A 14,301-nucleotide genomic window follows, 5' to 3' on the forward strand; every position below is an offset into this window, starting at 1 on the left:
TTGCCGCTCACGCGGCTCTTTGTTGCGTCTGCGAGCGGGCCATGGCTACGATTCCGGCCGATCGCAAAGCGTATTGTCCCCAGGGAATCCATCGATGAGACCGAACGGCCGTCACACCGCCGGCGCCAGCCAGTTGCCCGCCATCCGTGCGTGGGCGATGTGCCTGCTCCTGCTGTCAGCTGTTGCCATGAGTCCGACCACCGCGAAGGCGGCGCCGACGAGCCAGGCCGCGGCCGCGACCACGCATGTCTACCTGCTCCGCGGCGTGCTCAACATCTTCTCGCTCGGGCTCGACACGATCGGCTCCCGGCTCCAGGCGCAGGGCATTCCCGTAACGGTTGCCAATTTCGTGTCCTGGTCCTCGCTCGCCGATGAGGCCGCGACCGCCTACAAGGCCGGCCGCATCAAGACCATCGTCCTGGTCGGCCATTCCTCGGGCGCGACCGCGCTGCCGGACATGATCGCCAAGCTCAACCAGCTCGGCGTGCCCGTGAAGCTCGCGATCGGACTCGATTCCGTGTTCAAGACCAAACTCTCGACCGGCGCCGAACGCTACATCAACATCTATATCGGCGATGGTCCCGGTGAGCCGGTGCGGGCCGCGGCCGGCCTGCGCGGCAAGCTCGACAATGTCGACGTGCGCGGCACCGGCGTCGGCCACATCTCGATCGACAAGAACGAGGCGATCCAGCGCCGCGTCATCGCCGAGATCGACGCCGCGATCATGCGCTCGCGCGCCCCGGCGCCGGTTGCCGAACCCGGCGCGCCCAGGCAGGCGCGCTCGGCGGCCGCGACGGCGCCGGCCAGGAACTAGGGCGCGTTTGCGCGACGGGCTGCTGTCCGTCGCGCCGCGATCTTTCCGGCAAGTGCAGAGATCGCGAGGGGCGGCAGTGAGCGTGTGCGCGTCATCCCGCGCTCCCTCGTCATCTCATGAAGGCGCGAATGGCATCCGCGATCTCGCCTGCATGCGTTTCCAGCGCAAAATGACCGGTGTCGAAGAACTCCACGACGGCGTTGGGATTGTCGCGCTTGAACGCTTCGGCGCCGGGCGGAATGAAGAACGGATCGTTCTTGCCCCAGACCGCGAGGAACGGCGGCTTGTGCTTGCGAAAATACTCCTGGAATGACGGATAGAGCGCGACATTGCTCCTGTAGTCGCCGAACAGATCGAGCTGGATATCGTCGGAGCCCAGACGCGCCAGGTAGAAGTTGTCGAGGTTCTGGCCGTCTGGCGACACCATGGTCGCATCGGGGACGCCATGGGTGTACTGCCAGCGTGTCGCCTCCGGCACGAGGAAAGCGCGCAGCGCATCGCGGTTGGCCGACGACGGATCCTGCCAATAGGCCTTGATCGGTGTCCAGCCGTCGCTGAGGCCATCCTCATAGGCGTTGCCATTCTGCGAGATGATCGCCGTGATCCGCTCAGGATGGCGCAACGCGAGCCGGAAACCGGTCGGCGCGCCGTAGTCGAAGACATAAACGGCGAAGCGATCGAAGCCGATCACTTCGGTGAACCGCTCGATCACCCGCGCGATATTGTCGAATGTGTAATTGAATGTTTCGCGCGCGGGCATGTCGGACTGGCCGAAGCCGGGAAGGTCCGGGGCCACGATGTGAAACTTGTCCGCAAGCAGCGGGATCAAGTCGCGGAACATGTGGCCGGCGCTCGGGAAACCGTGCAGTAGCAGAAGCTTCGGCGCCCCCGACGGCCCGGCCTCGCGATAGAAGACCTTGAATCCGTCAACGTCGGCGGTGCGATATCGGGTGGAGGTCATGGCAGTCTCCGTTCCTGGCAAGGGATGTTGTTGACGTGAGCGGGTTTGCTGGACGTCGGGCGCGCTAATTGCCGCTCACAGCGCGGACCGCGTCGCGAATGATATCGGCAACAGCCGCGGGCGCCGTGACGCTGGGCGTGTGATCGACGGCGAGCGTTCGGATGTTCGCCTTCATGCGTTCCGCCATGAAGCGCTGCGTCTCGGGCACGATCATGCGGTCCTGCTCGGCGATCAGGTACCAGGTCGGAACGTCCTTCCACAGCGGGCGGCCCGCCGGGACCGTTATGCAATTCAGCGAGATAGGCCGCTGCACGGATGCCAGCACAGTGTGATCCTGCGCTGAAGCGTTCTGTGCGAATGCCGCTGCAAAGGCATTCTCAGGCAACCAGATCAGGCCATTGTCATCGGGAGCAAGCTTTGGCGCCTGCGGGTGGGGGACAAGGCGATAGAACACGTCTGCAACCTTCTCCCCCTCCTCGGGCGCAAGGGCTGCGACATAGACCAGCGCCTTCACGCGCGCCGGACGCGCAAGTGCGATGACGGCGCCGGCATAGGCGTGCCCGGCAATCACGACCGGGCCTTCAATGCGATCGAGGCTCCGGTTGAGTGCCGCGACATCGTCGGCAAGGGAGGTCAGTGGAAGCGGCGCCGCGTGCGCCTTGATCCCCTCGGCCTCGAGCGCGGTGATGACTCGTGCCCAGCTCGATCCATCCGCCCACGCCCCGTGAGCCAGGACCGCCGTCACACTGCCTCTAGCCATCGTTGCCTCCTTAGTAACCTGTAAAATAGCATCAGTTAGGTTATGTCTGTAATGCGTAACTTGTCAACTTGAATTTAACAGGTTATGTGGGGAATGTTCCGTTTTGGCTGGGGAGCCCACATGTCACGTAGACCGCCCGCCATGTTCGTCGCCGACTCGCTTGGCCTCGATTTTCTCAATTCGATCGCCACGCCGGTCGATACGCCCGTCGATTGGATCGACGATGGTGATGGGCTGATCGACTGGCTCGCTCAGGCGAGGCTCGTTGCAGTCGATGAGCTCGATGCGATGAAGGCGCGTGCCTTGCTTGGCGAGCTGGACAAGGTCGCGGACCAGGCCCGCGCCTTGCGCGAGTGGTTTCGCGGCTTTGTGGTTGAGCATGCAGGCCGGCCGCTCACCGTGAAGGCGCTGCAGGAGCTCGGGCCGCTGAACAGCCTCCTGGCGCGCGACGACTCGTTCCGACAGATCGCGCGACGCCAGGGTGCGGGCGGGCTTGCGCTGCAAAGAATGCGGCACTGGCGATCGCCCGAATCCCTGCTCTTGCCGGTCGGCGAAGCGCTGGCGAAATTCGTCTGCGACGAGGACTTTTCACACGTGAAGGCGTGCGAGGGCCATAACTGCACGATGCTGTTCGCCGACCACACCCGCAGACGCGCGCGACGATGGTGCTCGATGGCGATCTGCGGCAACCGGGCCAAGCAGGCTGCGCACCGCAGCCGGCTCAAGAGCAGGCACTGACCGACGGCAGCGCTACCTGCGGCGCAGCCTAGGCTGGGCACATCGGCCGAGGACCTGCGTCCGGCTCGGCGCGCGCATCGAGGCTCCTCATGGCCCTGCGGGATGCGACAATTTCCGTGGTTCCGTGCCCCAAATTCCACCCAATCGGTGGTCACTAAGCCCCAGGGGGAGGCTGCGGCCTCCCGTGGTGGGACTGCTCGGCTGATGCTTGATCCAAGGCGAATCTTCGTGCTGGCAGCGGTTGCGCTGCTCGCCTTGAGCACCGGTGCGGCCGTTGCCTCGCCCCCCAAGTCAAAGCCCGCCGCGGTCGCACCCGTCGCTCCGCCGCCACCTCCGCCGGCCGAACCGCTGCCGCCGCCAAAAATCTACCTGTTCCGCGGCGCCATGGGGCCGATCTTCTCGACCGGCATGGACCGGCTCAGCGAGAAGCTGACCAAGGCCGGCTTCTCCGCCGACGTCTACGAATTCACCATCTGCCGATGGATCGGCGATCGCGCCATCACCAGCTACAAGGAGAGCCCGGCGCCGATCGTGCTGATCGGTCACTCCATGGGCGGGCTGTGCTCGATCGTCATCTCCGAGATGGCGGCCAAGGAGAACATCCCGATCAGCCTCGTCATCGCCATCGATCCCGCGCATGCGACCGGCGACGTGCCGCTCAATGTCGAGCGCTTCATCAACATCTTCCTGTCCGACAGCGTGCTCGGCGGCGGCGATGTCGTGGCCGTGCCCGGCTATCGCGGCCATTACGCGAGCTACGATCTCAAGGAGAACAGCCGCGTCTCGCATATCAACATCGAGAAGTCCGACGACATCCATCGCCAGATCGTCGAGATGGTGACGCAGCTGCCGCGTATCCCCGCGCAGCCCCATGCCGATGCCGTGCCGCTGCGCTATCTCGTGCCGGCGAACAGCTTGGTGGAATTGTGGGACTCCGGCATGCGGGTGCCGGTACGCCGCGGCGACACCATGGAGAGCATCGCCGCAGCCAATCGCGTGCCGCTGTGGTCGATCGCGCAGAGCAACTCGCTGGCAGAGAACGCACAGCTCACGCCCGGCCAGTCCATCATCGTCCCGCGCCATCTGACGCCGCCGGAGCCGACGGCAGCGATGGCAGCGCCGCCGCCCGCGCCGGCGGGGCGGAAGTAGTTGTTCTTCGCCTCTCCCCGCAAGCGGGGAGAGGAGACGATCAAACATTCGACCCGTGGATCGCGTCGATGACAGCGTCGGTGACCTCCTTCGTCGTCGCCTTGCCGCCGACATCGGGCGTCAGCACGCCGGCTGCGCAGACGCGTTCGACGGCCGTCATCAGCCGCACCGCGGCGTCCTTCTCGCCGAGATGTTCGAGCATCTGCGCGCCGGTCCAGAAGGTCGCGACCGGGTTGGCGATGCCCTTGCCGGTGATATCGAAGGCCGAGCCGTGGATCGGCTCGAACATCGAGGGGAAGCGGCGCTGCGGATCGATGTTGCCGGTCGGCGCGACGCCGAGGCTGCCCGCGAGCGCGCCGGCAAGGTCGGAGAGGATGTCGGCGTGCAGGTTGGTCGCCACGATGGTGTCGAGGCTCTTCGGATGCAGGGTCATGCGCACCGTCATGGCGTCGACCAGCATCCTGTCCCAGGTCACATCGGGGAATTCGCCGGCGACCTCGGCCGCGATCTCGTCCCACATCACCATGCCGTGGCGCTGCGCGTTCGACTTGGTCACGACGGTCAGGAACTTGCGCGGACGCGACTGCGCGAGCTGGAACGCGTAGCGCATGATCCGCGTCACGCCGACGCGGGTGAAGACCGCAACTTCAGTGCCGACTTCTTCGGGCAGGCCCTTGTGGGCGCGGCCGCCCATGCCGGCATATTCGCCTTCGGAGTTCTCGCGCACGATCACCCAGTCGAGATCGCCGACGCCGACATTGCGCAGCGGCGAGGCGACGCCCGGCAGGATCTTGGTCGGCCGCACATTGGCGTATTGGTCAAAGCCCTGGCAGATCGGCAGCCGCAGGCCCCACAGCGTGATGTGGTCGGGCACGTCGGGCGCGCCGACCGCGCCGAAATAGATCGCGTCGAACTTCTTCAGCTCCGTGAGGCCATCGGCCGGCATCATCACGCCGTGCTTCTTGTAATAGTCCGAGCCCCAGTCGAAGGTCTTGACGTTGAAGGCAAGGTCGCCGCTGCGCTTGGCCAGCGCCTCCAGCACGCGGACACCGGCCGAGATGACCTCGGGGCCGATGCCATCGGCGGGAATTGCTGCGATCGAATGGGTGCGCATGAAAATGCTCCGTTTGAGAGATCAGTGGGATTGCGGGACGGGTTCGACGGGCGCGGTCTGCGCACGCGACAATAGCAGGGTGAGGACCGCGGAGAGAACGAGCAGGCCGGCGACGAAGTAAAGCCCGCCATTGAAGCTGCCGGTTTGGTCCTTGATCCAACCGATCATGGCAGGCCCGACGAAGCCGCCGAGATTGCCGATCGAGTTGATGGTGGCGATGCCGGCTGCGGCCGCGGGACCGGACAGGAACAGCGTCGGCATGCTCCAGAGCGGCGGTTTTGCCGAGGAGATGCCGATGTTGACGAGCGCAAGCGCAACCAGCACCGCGACGACGCCGGTCGCAAGGCCGGCATAGGCGAGCCCGGCCGCGGCGATCAGGCAGGCCCACACGACGTGCCAGGTGCGCTCGCCGGTGCGGTCCGAGTGTCGTGCCCACAGGATCATGGCGACCACCGCGGCGGTTGCCGGCAATGCGTTGAGGAAGCCGACCTGAAGCGAGGACAGGCCGAACTGCTTGATGATCTGCGGCGCCCAGACGCCGAGCGTGTAGAGGCCGGCCGAGGTGCCGAAATAGATCAGCGCCAGCGCCAGAACACGCGGATCGGCAAGCCCGCGCCAGATGCTGTGGCTCGCGGTTGCGGCCTTGCTGGTGGTCTCCGCGTTCATGGTCTCAATCAGCCAGCGGCGCTCGTCATCGGCGAGCCATTTCGCTTTCTCGGGACGATCGGTGAGGAAGCCGAGCACGACGAAGCCGAGCAGCACGGCCGGCAGCGCCTCCAGCACGAACAGCCATTGCCAGCCCTTGAAGCCGAGCAGGCCGTCCATCTCCAGCAGCGCGCCTGATATCGGCGATCCCAGCACGGTGGAGAGCGGCGCAGCCGCCATGAACAGCGCGGTCACCGCGGCGCGCTGGCGCGCGGGGAACCAGTAGGAGAGGTAGAGGATGATGCCGGGAAAGAAGCCGGCTTCGGCGACGCCGAGCAGGAAGCGCAGCACGTAGAAGCCGGTCGGCCCTTGCACGAATGCCATTGCCGCCGAGACGAGGCCCCAGGTGATCATCACCCGCGCGATCCAGATCCGCGCGCCGATCTTGTGCAGGATGATGTTGGAGGGCACCTCGAACAGGAAATAGCCCCAGAAGAAGATGCCGGCGCCGAAGCCGTAGACCGCGGGCGACAGGCCGATGTCCTTGTTCATCGTCAGCGAGGCGAAGCCGATATTGACGCGGTCGATGAAGGCCACGAAGTAGAGCAGCATGATGAAGGGAACGATGCGCCAGGTGATCTTGCGCAGCACGCGCGTCTGAATCTCGCTCGCCACCCTGGCCTCCCCTCGAGTTCCGATTGTTGTTGTGCGGCGGACCCGGAGGTCTACGCCGGCCATGAGCGTAGGCGGGGGAGGAGGCACACTCAATCGGCACTGGTTTATACAAAAAAATGATATAATCCTCGCTAGGTGAAGCGCACGGGGCGAGGGGGATCCGGGATGGAATTGCATCAGTTGCGATGCTTCGTGGCGGCGGCCGAGCAGCTGCATTTCGGCCATGCGGCGCAGCAGCTCCAGATGCTGCCGTCCGCGCTCGGGCGCCAGATCAGGCTGCTGGAAGAGGATCTGGGCACGCGGCTGTTCGCGCGGACCACGCGCGCGGTGTCGCTCACCGAGGACGGCGCCACGCTGTTGCGCGATGCCCGTGCCATCCTGGCCAAGGTCGAGGCGGTCGAGAATAACTTACGCAACCGCTCGCGTGCGGGGGCCGCGCGCCGGCTGCGGGTCGGCGCCATCGACAGCGCGGCGGCGGGATTGCTGCCGCCGCTGCTGCGCGATTTCCGCGACAGGCATCCTGACATCGCGGTGCAGCTCCTCGAGGACAAGACCGTCCGGCTGCTGCCCAAGATCCTGACCGGCGCGCTCGATCTCGCTTTCGTCCGCCCGCCTCACAGCGCGGACAAGCGGCTCGAATTCCGCGATCTGCTCCAGGAGACCGCCATCGTCGCGTTCCCGCAGCGCCACGCGCTCGCCGAGCGCAAGTCGATCACGCTGGCGCAGATCGCCGACGAGGCCATGCTGGTGCCGGACCGCCGCTCGCGGCCGCACAGCCATGACCTCACCATCAAACTGTTCGAGCAGGCCGGATTGACGCCGCGCATCGTGCAGGTCGCCGACGAGAAGCAGACCATCATCCAGCTGGTGGCAACGAAGCTCGGGGTCGCGATCGTGCCGCGCTGGACCACGCGAATGGCGGTGTCGGGCGTGCGCTTCGTGCCGCTCAGGCCGAAGCAGAGCGGTCCGGTCGGCCGGCTGCCGCTTGCGGCGGCCTGGTTGCGCGGCTCGCGCGATCCGGCCCGCGATGCCATGCTGGCGGTGCTCGAGACGCGCCTGCGCAGCTATGCGCGCGAGGCCTGAGGGACTATGACATTGACGTGGATAGAAGGTGGAAGGTGATGACGGATCAGAAAGCTTCGCGCGAATTGCGGGTGGCCATCGCAGGCCTGGGCTCGATCGGCACCAAGATCGCGACCGCGCTCGATCAGGGCATCGAGGGGCTGACACTGTCCGCCGTCGCCGTGCGGGATCCCGCCAAGCATCAAACATTCCTCAACGACCTGCGTCGCGCGCCGCAGGTTTTGCCGATCGACCAGCTCGGTGAGGCCGCCGACATCGTGGTCGAGTGCGCACCGAGCAGCCAGCTGCGCGCGATCGTCGAGCCGGCAGTGAAGCGCGGCAAGGCCGCGGTCGTCGTCAGCGTCGGCGGGCTGCTCGACAATTTTGATCTGGTCGATCTTGCCCGTGCCAATGGCGGCCGCATCATCGTGCCGACCGGCGCGCTGATCGGGCTCGATGCCGTCAACGCCGCTGCCATCGGCACCATTCATTCGGTGAAGATGGTCACGCGCAAGCCGATCGACGGGCTGAAGGGCGCGCCCTTTATCGTCCAGAACAACATCGACATCGACAATCTGCGCGAGCCGCTGAAGCTGTTCGAGGGTACCGCGCGCGAGGCCGCAAAAGGCTTTCCGGCCAATCTCAACGTCGCGGTGGCGCTGTCGCTCGCGGGCGTCGGGCCTGATCGCACCTCCGTGCAGATCTGGGCCGATCCGACCGTGACGCGCAACGTTCACCGCATCGAGGTCGAGGCGGATTCGGCGCGCTTCTCGATGTCGATCGAGAACATCCCGTCCGAGAACCCCAAGACCGGGTTGATCACGGCGCTGTCCGTGATCGCGCTGCTGCGCAAGCAGCGCGCCGCGTTGTGTGTGGGGACGTGAGTTCTAGAGCGTGATGGGTTGAGGTCGAGTCGAGAACAGCGCTGCGTTCCCTCCCCCCTTGCGGGGGAGGGAACGCACCTCCCTCGAAATTACGCGCCCGTCACGCGCCAGATCGCATTGCCGACGTCGTCGGCCATCAGCAGCGACTTCTTGTCGGGGCCGATCACGACGCCAACCGGACGGCCGTAGGATTCCTTCTCGTCCGGGGACAGGAAGCCCGACAGGATGTCGCGACCGGGGCCGGACGGGCGGCCGTTCTCGAACGGGATGAACACCAGCTTGTAGCCGGACAGCGTGCTGCGATTCCACGAGCCGTGCTGGCCGATCACCATGCCGTCGGGGAAACCAGGCAACGTGCCCGCCGGCATCCAGCACAGGCCGAGCGAAGCGGTGTGGCCGCCGAGCGCATAGTCCGGTTGAAGCGCCTTGGCGACCATCGCCGGATCCTGCGGCACGCGGTCATCCACCGTCTTGCCCCAGTAGCAATAGGGCCAGCCATAGAAGCCGCCGTCGCGTACCGAGGTGAGATAGTCCGGCGGCGTCTCGTCGCCGAGGCCGTCGCGCTCGTTGACGACGGTCCAGAGCACGTTCGTGTTCGGCTCCCAGGCAAGGCCCACCGGGTTGCGCAAGCCGGCGCCGAAGATGCGATGCGTGCCGGCGATGAGGTCGAGCTCGTACACCGCGGCGCGGCCTTCCTCGACCTCCATGCCCATCTCGGCGATGTTGCTGAGCGAGCCGACGCCGGCATACAGCTTCTTGCCGTCGGGGCTGGCGAGCAGGCTGCGCGTCCAGTGGCCGCTCGGCTTGAACGTCGTGAGCCGCTTGCCCGGTGCGGTGATGCGGTCGGCATTGGCGACATAGGGGAAGGCCATCACGCCGTCCGTATTGCCGACATAGAAGGTGTCGCCGACCAACGCCATGCCGAACGGCTGGCTGAGGTTCTCCATGAACGCGCCGCGAACTTCGGCGACGCCGTCGCCGTCCTTGTCGCGCAGCAGCGTGATGCGGTTGGCGGAAACGCCGAGCGCGGCGGCGCGCCGCATCGTTGCCTGCATCGCGTAGTGAAACACGCTGCGCGGAGGGCCTGCGATCTGCGTCGCTTCCGCGATCAGCACATCGCCATTGGGCAGCACCTCGATCCAGCGCGGATGGTCGAGGCCGGTCGCGAACGCGTTGACCTTGAGCCCCGGCGCGACGGCCGGCTTCTGGCCCTCGCTCCAGCCGCGTGCGGTCGGCATCTTCAGTGTCGGGATCGCGCCTTGCGGTTTCGCCTCGGGAATGGCGGGCGTCTGACCCCAGGCCGGTGCGGGCTCCGTGCCCGAGAGCTTGCGCCATTGCAGCGCGATGCCGCCGAGCAGCGCGACGAACTGCGCAAAGATGCTGGAAAAAGTCATGAGAGGCCCCTGTGTGCGCGCGCATCCAACTGGCTGAAGGGGCAGACGTCAACCTGTGCGGCGCACCGGCCGGGCCTATTCCCGTGGAATGGCAGCCGATCGAATTTGCATGGCAGGGTGAACTGGCCGCGGATCAGCGGCCGATCTGCCGCTCCAGCCGCCGTGCCGCGCGAAAATCGTTGAGGTGATGGATGTTCGGCGCCAGCGCGGCCTCCTTGGACAGGAGATGATAGACCCGCGCCACCGTGCGCTGCTTCTGCTTCGGCCGCCCCGGGGGCAGCGCCCGCGCCTTTCGCGCGGCGGCAATGGCGTGCTCGCGAAAATAATCGTAGGCGTCCGACATGGCGCGATGCTCTGTGGTCAGTGCATGTGTCGCGGGGGTAACGAGCGAGCGGAAGGGCGGTTCCTCTCGCTGTCGTCCCGGCGAAGGCCGGGACCCATACCGCGGAATCCATCGTTTGCGGATGGTAGACGTACCGAACGACGAGTCTTCGCCAAACCCCGGCCTGTGGTTATGGGTCCCGGCCTTCGCCGGGACGACACCGAATGTGTGGCGCGGGCTCCGCTATCACCGCGGCGACAGGAACGGGATGATCATCGGCACGCGGCGGCAATAGGCGCCGTAGGCGTCTTCGCCGAGCTCCTTGGACAGGAACACCTCTTCCATCCGTCCCTTCTGCCACATGCCGAGCGAGATCAGGATCGCGCCGAGGATCGTCGTCACGGCGCCGATCGCGATGCCGGTGACGAGCATGCCGAAGATCAGCCCGGTGTAAATCGGGTGGCGCACGATACCGTAGGGGCCGGTGTCGATGACGTGGTGGTCTTCCTTGTGGGTGATGGTGTTGGACCAGAACTTTCCGAGATGCAGCCGCCCCCACCAGGCGAAGGCGATGCCGGCGACCGAGAGGACCGCGGCGATGGTGATGCCGGTGTTGCCGAGCACCCAGAGCGGCTTCCAGCCCATGACTTCCGCAATCCACGGCGTGTACAGGATGCCGCCGACCAGGATCGGCAGGCGATAGCGCTGCGACTCCAGCGTCATCACCTGCTTCTTGGTCCGCCCCTGCCAGAACGAGGCGCCCACCCAACTGGCGAGAAAGGCGAGCCAGATCAGGGCCAGGAGTTCGGTCGGCCAGGTCGTGGTCCAGCCACCCCAGGCCACGGAGAGAAGCTTGCTGAAATCGAAGGACATGAGGAAAGGTTCTTTGGTTTGGGCGGCGGCCTTAGCCCACGCGCGAGGAGAGCGCGTGATGCTTGATGGCGCCGGAGGGCTGCTGGCCGTTGCGGGCGAGCAGATGGGTGATGGTTTCGCGTAGCACCGGCTCGATCGGGCGCGGCGCGTAGCCAAGCTCATTACGGGCTTTGCCGATCGAGAGGTCGCTCGCGGCAAGCGCGATGCGCACGCCTTCGCCAGTGCCGTTGGGCGGCCGGCGCGTGATGTGATCGGAGATCTTCTCGAGCATAACGGCGGAAAGTTCGGCGATCTTGCCGGGCACGACGATCGGGAACTGCCGGCGGCCGCTCATCGCCGACATCATTCGCAGGATGCGGCCGAGCGGGACGCAGTCGCCGCCGAGGATGTAGCGCTGGCCAATGCGGCCGCGCTCCATCGTCAGCACGAGGCCCATGGCGACGTCGCGGACATCGACGAGATTGACCAGGAAGTTGAGATGCGGCTGCACCTTCTTCTGGAGGAAGTACCAGAGCATCGCGGTCGGCGGCGTCAGATTGTGGTCGGCGGCACCGATCGGCATGGTCGGCGTGCCGATCACGAGCGGAAAGCCATTGGCCGCGGCCTTCGCGGCATGATGCTCGGCCAGCGACTTCGACCGCGTATAGGCACCGGGCATCGCGTCGGCCGGCTGCAGCGCCTCCTCGGCGGGCGCGCCGTTGAGGTCGGTATAGGGGAACAGGATCGATTCCGTCGAGCAGTGCAGGAAGCGCGACACGCCGCGCTTCATCGCAGCTGCCAGCACGACCTCGGTGCCGCGGAAATTGACGTCGTGAAAGTCCTGCTTGTTGGCAACCCACATGCCGGGCAGGCCGGCGAGGTGATAGACCTGATCGACGCCGGCCAGCGCGGCATCGACCGCGGCGCCGTCCAGCACCGAGCCGTGAACATAGTCGACGTCGGTATTGGCGGCGGCCGGCGGCCGGACGTCGAGAACACGCACCCGCTGCCCACGGGCGCGGAGCGATTCTACGAGATGATGTCCGATGAAGCCGCTGCCACCGGTAACCAGTACGAGAGCCATGAAGAAGGTTTGCTGTTTTGCTTCTAGAGCTATCGGGTTGAAAGGGAATTGGTCGGAAGAGGCGCCAGAATCGCGGCAAGGTCGCGACGGAAGCCCAGTGCAATGAATAATTTTGCCATGACAAACATCGGTCCCAGCAAAAGATGCGACGGAAACGTGAATAACGAGGCTTCGCGCCCCTCAAAAACCTTGTGGCCGATGGCCTGCGCGGCAAGGCCGAGCCCGACCAGCGCGGCGAAAATCGCCCACATCGTCATGGTGCTAGCTTGCGCCGAAATGGTCGTGGCGATCGAAAACAGCACGACGGAGACGGCCAGAATGCCGACCCCGAGCGCAACGTCGAGCAGCAGCCAATAGATCAGAACCGGCAAGGCCAGGATGACTGCCAGACTGAGTTCAGTTCCGAATAGCGGCACCTTCACCAACGTCAGCGGCAGCACGGCGCCCGTGAACAGCAAGAGGATACCGACCACATGCATCGCCGTATTCCGGGGATCGCGATGGTACTCGACATAAACGGCAAGTTGGCGTTGAAACAAGCCACCCATCTTGGTCTCATGCAGCACAGGGTTGGGGAAGGACGAACCAGAGCCTATAGCACCTGATAGGGCAGTGCACAAACCGGCACTATTGTCGCGCAAGACCGTGCTGTCGCGCTGTGAAACAGGTCACAAAACAATCAGGACTTCAAGGGGTTCCGTCTGGCGCCGAGGCGCGCTCGTTCAGCGCTTCTTGGCGGGCTTTTTCGTCGCAGGCGCAGGTGCCGCAGCCGGATGCGCGGGTGCCTCCTCCGGTACCTTGGCAAAGGTCAGGATTTGCAACTGGCCGTTGACGGCCGCGGTCGGCTTCGCCCGGTCGAGAAACTGCTCCTCGCCGAGGCCGATCGGGTGCAGCCGCTTGGTCGAGATCTTGAACGTGTTCACCAGCACGTCGCGGATCGCGTCGGCCCGGCGCTGGCTCAGGATCGCATTGGCCTCGCGCGTCTTCGAATTGGATTCGACGTGGCCGACGATCAGGAAGGTGTAGGGCAGCAGCGAGGAATGAACCAGCGCGTCCGCGATGCGGCCGACGGTCTGGTAGGACGCCGGCTGGATGATCGGCGTGTCGGCGTCGAACTGGATCTGCGCGTTGAAGGCGGGCAGCTTGGCGAGATCAGGCGCGATCGGCGGCCGGTTCACCGGCCCCGGATCGTTCTTGATCCTGGCCTTGGCGCGCTCCATCACCTGCTGCTTCAGCGCGGGAAGGTCGATTTCGGCGGCCTCTTCGACATGGTTCAGCTTGCCGACGATGTCGTCGCGGGTCGGCGGCGCCGTCTGTGCGCTGGCTGCGCCCGCGAGCAAGGCGAGGCCGAGCGCGATGCCGATTCCGGCAGTGGAGAGCCCCTTCGCGCGCATCATCGATACCCCGCGTCGTCCACGGCCTTCAGGCAGTTGTTGCTGATGCCCTTGGGCGTCGAGACCAGGCAGGGGATCGACTTGCTGGTCTCCTTGGTCGAGCCGCCGCAGACCTTGACGATCTCGCGCTGGCAGGCGTTCGCCACCGTGATGCGCGCGGCGACGCGCTTCTGGATGGCGTCGAAGACGCCGAGATAATCGCTCTGGCACTGCGGCGAGAGCACGTCGCGGTTGCGGGACAGGCACTCCTTCAGCCGGGTCGAATCCGGATTGACGCCGCGGCAATTGGCGACGATTTCCGCACCGCAGCTCGCCGCCAGCTTTCCGATCGAATCGCCAAAGCTCATGGTCTCCGCCGCCGCAAGCGACGGCATAACCAATGCCAGCACGATCAATGTGATGGAGCCCCGGACCATGGCCGCATCTGATACGGGGAAGTTCGCGGTGGTCAAG

16 protein-coding genes are annotated in these 14,301 nt (G+C 65.7%); 5 read left to right on the forward strand and 11 right to left on the reverse strand.

Features of this window, described 5'->3' with window-relative positions; genetic code table 11:
- The first annotated feature begins 94 nt into the window (after nt 1-94).
- Nucleotides 95-814: a hypothetical protein gene (locus tag E4K65_RS21460; RefSeq protein WP_135175870.1), complete on the forward strand. Its 720-nt coding sequence runs from the start codon at nt 95-97 to the stop codon at nt 812-814.
- Between the two features lie 109 nt (nt 815-923).
- On the opposite strand, the gene E4K65_RS21465 is transcribed toward E4K65_RS21460, so the two are convergent.
- The gene (locus E4K65_RS21465; protein WP_135175871.1) at nt 924-1,775 is read right to left on the reverse strand and encodes an alpha/beta fold hydrolase; all 852 of its coding nucleotides are present in this window, start codon (nt 1,773-1,775) and stop codon (nt 924-926) included.
- 64 nt (nt 1,776-1,839) lie between these two features.
- Nucleotides 1,840-2,535, reverse strand: coding sequence for an alpha/beta fold hydrolase (locus tag E4K65_RS21470; protein WP_135175872.1), 696 nt, complete (start codon nt 2,533-2,535; stop codon nt 1,840-1,842).
- Nucleotides 2,536-2,655: 120 nt separating this feature from the next.
- Between E4K65_RS21470 and E4K65_RS21475 the strand changes: the two genes are divergently transcribed.
- The gene (locus E4K65_RS21475; protein ID WP_135175873.1) at nt 2,656-3,273 is read left to right on the forward strand and encodes a CGNR zinc finger domain-containing protein; all 618 of its coding nucleotides are present in this window, start codon (nt 2,656-2,658) and stop codon (nt 3,271-3,273) included.
- Nucleotides 3,274-3,477: 204 nt separating this feature from the next.
- Nucleotides 3,478-4,422 carry a LysM peptidoglycan-binding domain-containing protein gene (locus E4K65_RS21480; protein WP_135175874.1) on the forward strand — a complete coding sequence of 315 codons (945 nt, stop codon included), beginning with the start codon at nt 3,478-3,480 and terminating at the stop codon, nt 4,420-4,422.
- Nucleotides 4,423-4,462: 40 nt separating this feature from the next.
- Here the strand turns inward: E4K65_RS21480 and E4K65_RS21485 are convergent, their stop codons facing one another.
- Entirely contained in the window at nt 4,463-5,536 is a 1,074-nt protein-coding gene (locus E4K65_RS21485; RefSeq protein WP_135175875.1) for a tartrate dehydrogenase, read from the reverse strand.
- Between the two features lie 21 nt (nt 5,537-5,557).
- Nucleotides 5,558-6,856 carry a D-galactonate transporter gene (locus E4K65_RS21490; protein WP_135175876.1) on the reverse strand — a complete coding sequence of 433 codons (1,299 nt, stop codon included), beginning with the start codon at nt 6,854-6,856 and terminating at the stop codon, nt 5,558-5,560.
- A 165-nt stretch (nt 6,857-7,021) separates the two neighbouring features.
- On the opposite strand from E4K65_RS21490, the gene E4K65_RS21495 reads away from it, so the two are divergent.
- Nucleotides 7,022-7,939, forward strand: a complete 918-nt coding sequence (locus tag E4K65_RS21495) for a LysR family transcriptional regulator (RefSeq protein WP_135175877.1) — start codon at nt 7,022-7,024, stop codon at nt 7,937-7,939.
- A gap of 38 nt (nt 7,940-7,977) precedes the next feature.
- Nucleotides 7,978-8,802, forward strand: coding sequence for an aspartate dehydrogenase (locus E4K65_RS21500; RefSeq protein WP_167771007.1), 825 nt, complete (start codon nt 7,978-7,980; stop codon nt 8,800-8,802).
- Nucleotides 8,803-8,891: 89 nt separating this feature from the next.
- Here the strand turns inward: E4K65_RS21500 and E4K65_RS21505 are convergent, their stop codons facing one another.
- From E4K65_RS21505 to E4K65_RS47390, 7 genes are all read right to left on the reverse strand, one after another.
- Nucleotides 8,892-10,196 (reverse strand): PQQ-dependent sugar dehydrogenase, encoded by a 1,305-nt coding sequence (locus E4K65_RS21505; protein WP_135175879.1) that lies wholly within the window; start codon nt 10,194-10,196, stop codon nt 8,892-8,894.
- Nucleotides 10,197-10,329: 133 nt separating this feature from the next.
- Entirely contained in the window at nt 10,330-10,539 is a 210-nt protein-coding gene (locus tag E4K65_RS21510) for a hypothetical protein (protein WP_135175954.1), read from the reverse strand.
- 225 nt (nt 10,540-10,764) lie between these two features.
- On the reverse strand, nt 10,765-11,391 hold the full coding sequence (locus tag E4K65_RS21520; protein WP_135175880.1) for a methyltransferase family protein: 627 nt from the start codon (nt 11,389-11,391) through the stop codon (nt 10,765-10,767).
- Nucleotides 11,392-11,422: 31 nt separating this feature from the next.
- Nucleotides 11,423-12,454, reverse strand: a complete 1,032-nt coding sequence (locus E4K65_RS21525) for an NAD-dependent epimerase/dehydratase family protein (protein WP_135175881.1) — start codon at nt 12,452-12,454, stop codon at nt 11,423-11,425.
- 29 nt (nt 12,455-12,483) lie between these two features.
- The gene (locus tag E4K65_RS21530; RefSeq protein ID WP_167771008.1) at nt 12,484-13,002 is read right to left on the reverse strand and encodes an Mpo1 family 2-hydroxy fatty acid dioxygenase; all 519 of its coding nucleotides are present in this window, start codon (nt 13,000-13,002) and stop codon (nt 12,484-12,486) included.
- Between the two features lie 174 nt (nt 13,003-13,176).
- Complete coding sequence (locus E4K65_RS47385) at nt 13,177-13,848, reverse strand: OmpA family protein (protein ID WP_167771023.1); 672 nt, start codon at nt 13,846-13,848, stop codon at nt 13,177-13,179.
- Entirely contained in the window at nt 13,848-14,264 is a 417-nt protein-coding gene (locus tag E4K65_RS47390; protein ID WP_167771009.1) for a hypothetical protein, read from the reverse strand. The genes E4K65_RS47385 and E4K65_RS47390 overlap by 1 nt, the downstream gene beginning before the upstream one ends.
- Between the last annotated feature and the right edge of the window lie 37 nt (nt 14,265-14,301).

The sequence above is a fragment of the Bradyrhizobium niftali genome (assembly GCF_004571025.1).
Taxonomy (GTDB): domain Bacteria; phylum Pseudomonadota; class Alphaproteobacteria; order Rhizobiales; family Xanthobacteraceae; genus Bradyrhizobium; species Bradyrhizobium niftali.